We start from the raw sequence: 5,497 nt of genomic DNA on the forward strand, positions 1-5,497 counted from the left end.
GACGCCGATGCCATCGGCCAGGAACCGCTGGAGCTGGATTTTGCGCCCGCCAATGACGACGGCAGCGTGCGCGACGATGACCTGAACACCGTCCTGGAAACCATTTTCGACCCGGAAATTCCGGTGAGCATCATGGCGCTGGGTCTGGTCTACGGCTGCGATGTCATCCAGCGAGACGGGCAAAACGTGGTGCAGGTACGCATGACCCTGACCGCCCCCAACTGCGGCATGGGCCCGGTGCTGGTGGGCGACGTGGAAGACCGGCTCGGCAAAGTCCCCAACGTGGACAAGGTGGAAGTGGCCCTGGTGTTCGACCCGCCCTGGAGCCGCGAGATGATCAGCGAAGAAGCCCAGCTCGAACTGGGGATGTTCTGACGAGGGTCAGACGTCAGAAGTCGGACGTCTGATGCTGAACCTCAGTTGCCGGTATTTTTTTAGCGTCCGACGTCCGACTTCAGACGTCCGACCACGGAGCTCAACGACGTGCCTTTCGATATTCGCAGCATCAAACTTGGCAAGGACGTGACCGCCGAGGACATTGCCGAGGATCTGGAATTTCTGGATGACTGGGAAGAGCGGTATCGCTATATCATCGACCTGGGCAAGCAGCTGCCCGGCTTGCCCGATGAGCTGAAAACCGAAGACCGTTTTGTGCGCGGCTGCCAGAGCCAGGTGTGGTTGGAAACCGATTACGACAGGGATGCCGACACCCTGTATCTGGCAGTGGATTCCGATGCGCTGATCGTGAAAGGGCTGGCGGCCATCGTGCTGTCGGCGCTCAATCAGCAATCCCCCCAGGGCATTCATGACTACGACATGGACGGCTTCTTCGACCGTATCGACCTGCTCGGCCACCTGAGCCCCACCCGTGGCAACGGCCTGCGCGCCATGGTCGCCAAGATCAAACAACAGGCCGCCCAGCTGGCCGCCTGAACTGCGACCCCTTTCTCCGTAGGAGCGGCGCTCGAGCCGCGAACCTGCTTGCCAGAGCCTTCCGGGTGCGGTTCGCGCCTCAAGAGGCACTCCTACAAAATCAAGCCGCCACCTGTAGATCGTGCGGTTACGAAGGGGACCCAGCGCCTGTCCTGACTTTTCGCGGCGGAACCACCGCTCCTACAAAAACCTAACCCACGTCCTGGTTCGCCAGGCACTGCGAGTGCAGCTGAAACAGAAAACGGCATTCGCCACTCTGCGTACCATCCTCTGCCGCAATCTCTTCCGCGGCCAATAATTGCGCCGTTTCCTGAAAGTGCTCGGCCAGGCCTTTAACCGCCCCCAGAATCATCGGCGCCATATTACGGTGTGAAAGGTAGTGAATTTCCAGCGTGTCTTCACCGCACTGGCGGACCTGAATATTCGGCGCACTGGCGGCCGGGTCCTTGAGTTTCAGCACCCGCTCATGGATGGTCTGCATATTCAGCAGCAGCGCCTGGGTGCCCCAATCCGCCGGAATCATGGCCTGGTACATGCGCACCAGCGGGCCAATGACCCACTCACCAAAATCCGCCAGCAAGTCCTCCCGGCGCAGGCCGGTGGCATTCACTGCCGCCTCCAGCAGCGCCTCCATTTCCGCATCCGGGTACAGGGCCACCGGCAGGTAGGTTTTTCCGTCAAGCCCGGCACCGGCAATCACATCGCCCCAGGCATCCGCACCGAGAAATTCATCCAGGTAAGTTTTGAAGTTGGAAACGATGACACCATGCATGGCACGTCCTCGCGATCAGTGCGGTTAATCCTCGCTGAGAACAAAGCAAAAGCCATACCGGAAAAAGGACCTCTTAGCGGCCCGGAAACACCGCCGGGCAAGGCTCGCCCGGGCGGTGGGGACAACACAGTGCCGGAAACCGTCACATTCTTCCCCGGACGGTCCCCGGTCGCTGCTGTCAGGCGGACACGGTACGCAGTCGCGACACCGCGTCGGTCACCGACGCGATGGCGCGCTCGATATCCTCAGCCGTGGTAAAACGCCCCACGGAAAAACGTACCGACCCATGGGCCAGCGCATCTTCAACTCCCATAGCCTTGAGCACATAGGAAGGCTCCAGCGAGGCAGAGGTACACGCCGAACCGGACGACACCGCCACGCCATTCATGGCCGTCAGCAGCATTTCACCGTCCACGCCCTCGAACGCCACATTCAGGTGCCCCGGCAAGCGCGGGGCGCCATCGCCATTCACACTCACGCCGCCCAGCGCCTCAATGCCTTGCCACAGTCGGTCCCGCAACGCGCCGATGCGTGGCCCTTCTTCATCCTTCAATGACCCGGCAAGGGTAAAGGCTTCCCCCATCCCCACAATCTGGTGCGTCGCCAGGGTGCCGGAGCGCATACCGCGCTCATGGCCACCGCCATGAATTTGCGCGGCCACCTTCACATCTGGCGAACGGCGCACATACAAGGCGCCGATACCCTTGGGGCCGTAGACCTTGTGAGCACACACTGACACCAGATCCACCGGCAGGGTTTTCACGTCGAGGGGCAGCTTGCCCACAGACTGGGCGGCATCCGTGTGGAACAGCACGCCATGCTCGCGGCACAGTGCACCGATGGCGGCGATATCATTGATCACCCCGGTCTCGTTATTGGCGTGCATCACGCTCACCAGCACCGTGTCCTCACGCATGGCATCCGCCACGCTCTGCGGGCTCACCTGACCGTCTTTCTCCGGCTTCAGGTAGGTCATCGCATGGCCCTGGCTTTCCAGCCAGCCACAGGCATCCAGTACGGCCTTGTGTTCGGTGGCACTGGTAATCACGTGGCCGCCGCCACGGGCATCGATGGCCCCTTTCAGCGCCAGGTTATTGGCCTCGGTGGCGCCACTGGTCCACACCACTTCGCGGGGGTCCGCATTCAACAGGTCGGCAACCTGACGACGGGCTGATTCCACCGCTTCTTCCGCCAACCAACCGTACAGGTGGCTGCGTGATGCGGGGTTGGCAAAGGTGCCCTCAGGGCCAAGATGACGGACCATAGCGTCCACCACCGCCGGGTCTACCGGAGTGGTCGCCGCATAGTCCAGGTAAACGGCATTACTCATGATGGGTATCGTATGGCTGGTATCGGGTTACTGAGGCCGGCAGAGCACCGGCACACAATCAAAGACTGCTGACGGGCAAGCGCTGCTGCTGTCGATCCTGGCGCTGGGCCACATGCCGTACTTCCTGGCGGGCCACCAGCTCTCCCAGCGTAATACCGCTGAGAAAATCCTGAATCTGGTCGGACAGATCGCACCACAGGTGATGGGTCAGGCAGGTATCGCCTTCCTGACAATCCCCATGGCCACCACAACGGGTAGCATCCACCGACTCATCCACCGCCGCAATCACCGCCGCCACGTCAATCTGCTCACTGTCCCGGCTCAGCTGATAGCCGCCGCCGGGGCCACGCACGCTGCTCACCAGCCCATTACGGCGAAGCTTGGCAAACAACTGTTCCAGGTAGGAAATGGAAATACCCTGACGCTCGGAAATATCCGCCAACGACACCGGCCCCGTCGCTGCATGCAGCGCCAGATCCAGCATCGCGGTTACCGCATAGCGGCCTTTGGTCGTCAAACGCATATCCACACCTTTCTTGCGTGTATTTAAAGAGTGAGAGTAGTAATCCCGAGCAATTTGGTCAAGTATTCTTGACCTGCAAGACTAACCAATCCTGCCACCAAATGATAGTGATTTTCATTTACAGGGCAACTATGGCAGATTCCCTGCCCCACAAGCAACTTCTGATCAAACATTGTCCAGCCTCACCGGCAATGCTTGACACCCGCCCCCACCTCACGGAAAATTCGCGACCTCAAATGGCAAGGTAGCTCAGCTGGTTAGAGCACAGCACTCATAATGCTGGGGTCGGCGGTTCAAGTCCGCCCCTTGCTACCAGACAAAGAAAAGGGCCTGACGACAACGTCAGGCCCTTTTTTGTGCTCTTCCATTTTCCCAATTCCTGTCGGCACCAGCGGGCTGACAGTCTTTCAGCGATATCGGACACAATCACGCTCGGCGCTTTTAGCAAATCCTGGGAGCTCGGAAATTACTCAAATATGAGTAAAAAGCGGCGAAAAAAGAGGGCTCTACTCATATTTGAGTAGATACAAAGATAATAGCGTCCTTAACCAACTGTGCTAAGCCTCCCAACGTTACGCATCCCCGTTTCGGAATGAATACGTGGAGGGCTCAAGCCTGAAAAGTATATCGGACAAGCGAATCTGGTAGGTGAGGCGGTCTCGCCCAAGGCTTTCTCTCATTGCTCTACACAAATTGGTGTAGGCGATAATCTCCTGCTCTTTTTCAAGGGTGGCGCTTTGTAACCAGAAGCTTTCCAATGCCTCCACCATTGCTGCATCAGCGCAGACGCAGAGCGCGCCTTTGCGTCGTTTAGGGCCTCTAAAACAGCACGATAATCATGCCCTAGGCTGCTCCTAAAAGACCTGAAATACGCTAGACAATTGCTGCTAGCATAATTGCCCTAGAAGCCTGCCGGCTCAACCTACTGACCAATGAAATCAGTGCATTCAGATTCAAAACCTGACTATTGGATCCAGACTATTTATTCCCAATCTACATTTATTGGTCGATTTACCGACTCCCCTTCCAAAAGAAAAAGTTCATTAATTAACAGGAACTCCCTCATTAATTCATTTAATTCAGAATTCAGCTCTCGATGAGCCCTCCTATTTCTATAAGCGTTAAAAACTGAGGTAAACAAAGATGCTTTGCCATTGTGCTCGCCCCCATTCTCATCACCCCAATAGAGAACTGACTTATCACCCTGAAAAGCTCTAGAAAACAATCTACTTCCGCTTTCAGAATTTAAATCTGATTTATACCTAACAAAATCTTCTAACCTTTTATATGCCGTACTTATCGAACCATCAGGCTCCAAATCAAATTTCAGGGCCAAATCAATTAAACGCAAATCAATTATTTCGAAAGGAACCACAACAGGAAACACCCCCTGCAACAGTTTGTTATCATATGTATGCAATGATCTAAATTCATAGATATAGTCATACCATCTTCGAGGCCTGATGGCTCGTTCATCTAAAAGAGAGTCAACATCAGTCCTTAACAAACACGAGTGGTCTAATCGCTCAAGAACCTCCGCTCCTACCGCAAACTCTTCAATTTCAGCTCCATGCCTTGAAAGAACCTGCAGCACTGTTGACAAACCTCGCGGCCCCTCACCTGGATAACCTGATGAAAACCCAGACTTTACTGCAACCTCAACACCAAAATTAATATCGAGGATAAATCCATGCGCACCGCTATGCTCCCCCTGAAAAGAAAGAAGCTTTGCTGAATTAATTTTGTCGCCAAAGTGGATTAACTTAGCAATAGCACTTACACAGTGCGACGTTATCCCTGCGGAACCCAAATATTGAATAGCCGCCAGTTTTTTTAATTCACTCTTCTTCATAATTATTTCCGACGGCTAACCGGGTCGAGGCCTTCCATTCCCCACTAACACATGACTTTAGAAAATAAGAGACCTGTCCAGCCTTTC

The 5,497-nt window shown here is 55.6% G+C and carries 6 protein-coding genes and 1 tRNA gene; 3 read left to right on the forward strand and 4 right to left on the reverse strand.

Features of this window, described 5'->3' with window-relative positions; genetic code table 11:
- Both A3754_RS10290 and A3754_RS10295 read left to right on the forward strand, forming a co-directional pair.
- Positions 1-375, forward strand: a 375-nt coding sequence (locus A3754_RS10290; protein WP_063519601.1) for an iron-sulfur cluster assembly protein, incomplete at its 5' end; no start/stop codon positions are given.
- Between the two features lie 108 nt (positions 376-483).
- Entirely contained in the window at positions 484-933 is a 450-nt protein-coding gene (locus A3754_RS10295) for a SufE family protein (RefSeq protein ID WP_063519602.1), read from the forward strand.
- A 190-nt stretch (positions 934-1,123) separates the two neighbouring features.
- Here A3754_RS10295 and A3754_RS10300 read toward each other — a convergent pair whose 3' ends face one another.
- From A3754_RS10300 to iscR, 3 genes are all read right to left on the reverse strand, one after another.
- The gene (locus A3754_RS10300) at positions 1,124-1,705 is read right to left on the reverse strand and encodes a heme NO-binding domain-containing protein (RefSeq protein WP_063519603.1); all 582 of its coding nucleotides are present in this window, start codon (positions 1,703-1,705) and stop codon (positions 1,124-1,126) included.
- Between the two features lie 178 nt (positions 1,706-1,883).
- A complete protein-coding gene (locus tag A3754_RS10305) occupies positions 1,884-3,035 on the reverse strand; it encodes an IscS subfamily cysteine desulfurase (protein WP_063519604.1) in 1,152 nt (383 codons plus the stop codon).
- A 58-nt stretch (positions 3,036-3,093) separates the two neighbouring features.
- Positions 3,094-3,558, reverse strand: a complete 465-nt coding sequence (gene iscR, locus A3754_RS10310) for a Fe-S cluster assembly transcriptional regulator IscR (protein WP_063519605.1) — start codon at positions 3,556-3,558, stop codon at positions 3,094-3,096.
- Between the two features lie 238 nt (positions 3,559-3,796).
- Between iscR and A3754_RS10315 the strand changes: the two genes are divergently transcribed.
- Positions 3,797-3,873, forward strand: a tRNA-Met gene (locus A3754_RS10315).
- Between the two features lie 667 nt (positions 3,874-4,540).
- On the opposite strand, the gene A3754_RS10325 is transcribed toward A3754_RS10315, so the two are convergent.
- Positions 4,541-5,410, reverse strand: coding sequence for a TIGR02391 family protein (locus A3754_RS10325; protein WP_063519607.1), 870 nt, complete (start codon positions 5,408-5,410; stop codon positions 4,541-4,543).
- Positions 5,411-5,497 lie beyond the last annotated feature (87 nt).

Source organism: Alcanivorax sp. HI0083 (genome assembly GCF_001635175.1).

Coding starts and splice junctions, on each gene's coding strand:
- iscR (WP_063519605.1), bottom strand. CDS start 3,558: ATGCGTTTGACGACCAAAGGCCGCTATGCGGTAACCGCGATGCTGGAT.
- A3754_RS10325 (WP_063519607.1), bottom strand. CDS start 5,410: ATGAAGAAGAGTGAATTAAAAAAACTGGCGGCTATTCAATATTTGGGT.
- A3754_RS10305 (WP_063519604.1), bottom strand. CDS start 3,035: ATGAGTAATGCCGTTTACCTGGACTATGCGGCGACCACTCCGGTAGAC.
- A3754_RS10300 (WP_063519603.1), bottom strand. CDS start 1,705: ATGCATGGTGTCATCGTTTCCAACTTCAAAACTTACCTGGATGAATTT.